The organism is Candidatus Igneacidithiobacillus taiwanensis, assembly GCF_031962545.1.
GTDB classification, from domain to species: Bacteria; Pseudomonadota; Gammaproteobacteria; order Acidithiobacillales; family Acidithiobacillaceae; genus Igneacidithiobacillus; species Igneacidithiobacillus taiwanensis.
The window spans coordinates 1-2663 of the sequence record NZ_JAVRKK010000215.1; the positions used below are offsets into that span (position 1 = coordinate 1).

Genomic DNA, 2663 nt, shown 5'->3' on the forward strand with positions numbered 1-2663 from the left:
TGGGCTCCTCGGCAAAGGTCATCTGTCCGGTCATGGATGTCATCTCCTAGCTACTCGGTCAACCCATTGTATCAGAGGGCTAAATCAGAGGGTCCTTAGAGCAATGCCCGGCAATCCTGCTGGCTTTGTCCCGCGTCTGGAGCGGTGAAGAAGTGGAGGAGGAACATATGGCGGTCGAGCGCTTGGTTTTTGCTAGATCTTGGTAGCTTGATACATGGTAGATGAGTGAGCGGAGAACAATGACGAACCAGAAAAAGGGTGGCAAGAAAAAATTATTGTTGTTGGGGATCATTGCGGTATTGCTGCTGATCATTATTGCTGCAGGTGCTTGGTGGTTTTTGCTGCGTTCGACAGCAGCTCCCAGCCCAGAGCAGTTGGCAGCGCAGCGTGCCCAGCAGACGAAGTTCATTGATCTTGGTTCTTTGGTAACGAATTTGCAGAGCAGTGACGGCGCCACGCATTACATCCAAGTCGACGTACAATTGAAGACCTACGATCCCAACATTGCCGAGAAAATCAAATCCTATATGCCGCAGATTCGCAGTCAGATTTTGCAGTTGCTCGCTGCTCAACAGGCCGACAAAGTTAGTGATCCAGCCGTTCGTGCCCAGCTACTTGAGAAGATCAAAGAAGTGGTCAACCAAGTCTTGCAATCGGACGGCGGCATCCTACCAACCACAGAAAAATCTGGTTCACCGCCCATTGTAGCGGCATATTTCAGTAGCTTTGTGGTGCAATAGGCGAGGCGCAGAATGTTTTTGATCATTGGCTATTTGATCGCCCTGGGTGCCATTTTTGGTGGATTTGTGGCCGAGGGTGGTAAGCTTGCCGCCCTGATCCAGCCTTTTGAGGCGTTGATGATCGTTGGCGGTGCATTTGGCGCCTTTTTTGCCTCGACCTTTCCTCGTAGTTTCAAGGCAGTGATGAAAACCATCCCGATGGCGCTCAAGGGCAGTAAGTACACCCGCGCCGCCTACATGGAATTATTGAGCCTATTGCACGATCTCTTTGTGCGTATTCGCCAGGGGGGGTTGATGTCCATTGAGGCGGATGTCGATGACCCGCAAAACAGCGAATTGTTCAAGAAATATCCCATGATTCTTGCCGACCATCATGTATTGGAGTTCATGACCGATTATTTGCGCCTGATGATTGGTGGCACCTTGGGTGCCTTTGAGATGGAAAATCTCATGGACGTCGAAATCGATACCCATCATCGAGAAATGGAGGTTCCGATTCATGCCCTTACGCGGGCGGCAGATGGTATGCCAGCCTTCGGTATCGTTGCTGCGGTGATGGGTGTAGTCAATGTCATGAGCTCCGTCGATAAGCCACCAGCCGTGCTGGGCGAATTGATTGCTGCGGCTTTAGTGGGAACCTTTCTCGGTATCCTCATGGGCTATGCCGTGGTCTCGCCAATTGCGGCACGTATGGAAGATCGTGTTGCCGAAAGCAGCAAAATGTTGGAGAGCATCAAAGTGGCCTTACTGGCGACTATGAATGCGTATCCGCCGCAAGTGGCGGTAGAGTTTGGCCGTAAGGTGCTGTATTCCACTGAGCGACCCAGCTTTCAAGAGCTGGATGCCCATTTGCGGGAAATGAAAGGAAAATAAGCGATGGCTGAGGCGAAGAAGGATCAGCCGATCATCATCAAGCGGATCAAGAAAAGCAGTGGTGGTCACGGCGGGGCGTGGAAGATTGCCTACGCCGATTTTGTTACTGCGCTCATGGCCTTCTTTTTGCTCATGTGGCTTTTGGGTTCTACTACCAAGGCAACGCTGCAGGGCATTGCCAACTGGTTCAAGAATCCTGAGCGCGTTTCTCTCATGGGTGGGCCGGGAACGGGTTCCTCCAACTCTATTTTGACGGGTGGCGGCAGTAATTTAAACAAAACCGTTGGGCACGTGCAGCATGGGCAGAGCCAGCAACGCATACCCAGTGCACAGAGTCCGGGGACGGAGGCCGAAGAAATCGATCGGCAAAACTTGCAGCGGTTGAAACAGGAGCTCGAGGCGCAGATTCGCAGTAATCCTGCGCTGTCGATATTTCGTAAGCAGCTGCTGATCAACATCAGTCCGGAGGGCTTGCGTATTCAGGTTGTCGACAGTGCGAAGCGCCCGATGTTTCCCAACGGAAGTGTGGAACTCGAACCCTATGCGCGGAAGATTTTTGAGGCCATTGCGCCAACTCTGAATACCTTGCCCAATCGCATCAGCATCACCGGTCATACCGATGCTTTACGTTATCTGAATGACGGGCGGGGATACAGCAATTTCAATCTCTCTGCCGGCAGGGCGAATAGCGTTCGCCAAATACTGGTGCAGCACGGTTTGGCCGAGGCAAAGGTACTGCGCGTAATGGGTATGGGCTCGGCGGTACTTTTTGATCGCCAGAATCCTGACTCGCCTCTTAATCGACGGGTGACGATCGTGGTGTTGAGTAATGCGGCAGCGCAGAGGATCATCCAAAATCAGCAGGCAGTGATGAACGTCTCCAGCGCGGCTGCTGCCAATGCGTCACTAACGGACAGCGCGGCTACTCAATCGCCGACGCCAAACCCCTAGTGCATAAGTTCACAAACCTTTGGCACTTCTTTGGCGAGGGAGGAGTGCCATGCAGGTTCAACATGTCGGGTACCGGATCCGGGGGTTTTACCGGGTAGC

At 52.7% G+C, this 2663-nt stretch carries 3 protein-coding genes; all 3 read left to right on the forward strand.

Translation table 11 applies throughout. The features are described 5' to 3' along the window. Nucleotides 1-239 precede the first annotated feature (239 nt). From fliL to motB, 3 genes are read left to right on the forward strand one after another with little or no spacing between them, the layout of a single operon-like run. A complete protein-coding gene (fliL, locus tag RTI30_RS13855; protein ID WP_312284089.1) occupies nt 240-740 on the forward strand; it encodes a flagellar basal body-associated FliL family protein in 501 nt (166 codons plus the stop codon). A 12-nt stretch (nt 741-752) separates the two neighbouring features. Continuing rightward, a complete protein-coding gene (gene motA, locus RTI30_RS13860; RefSeq protein WP_312284090.1) occupies nt 753-1613 on the forward strand; it encodes a flagellar motor stator protein MotA in 861 nt (286 codons plus the stop codon). A gap of 3 nt (nt 1614-1616) precedes the next feature. Continuing rightward, a complete protein-coding gene (gene motB, locus RTI30_RS13865; RefSeq protein WP_312284091.1) occupies nt 1617-2564 on the forward strand; it encodes a flagellar motor protein MotB in 948 nt (315 codons plus the stop codon). Nucleotides 2565-2663: the final 99 nt, after the last annotated feature.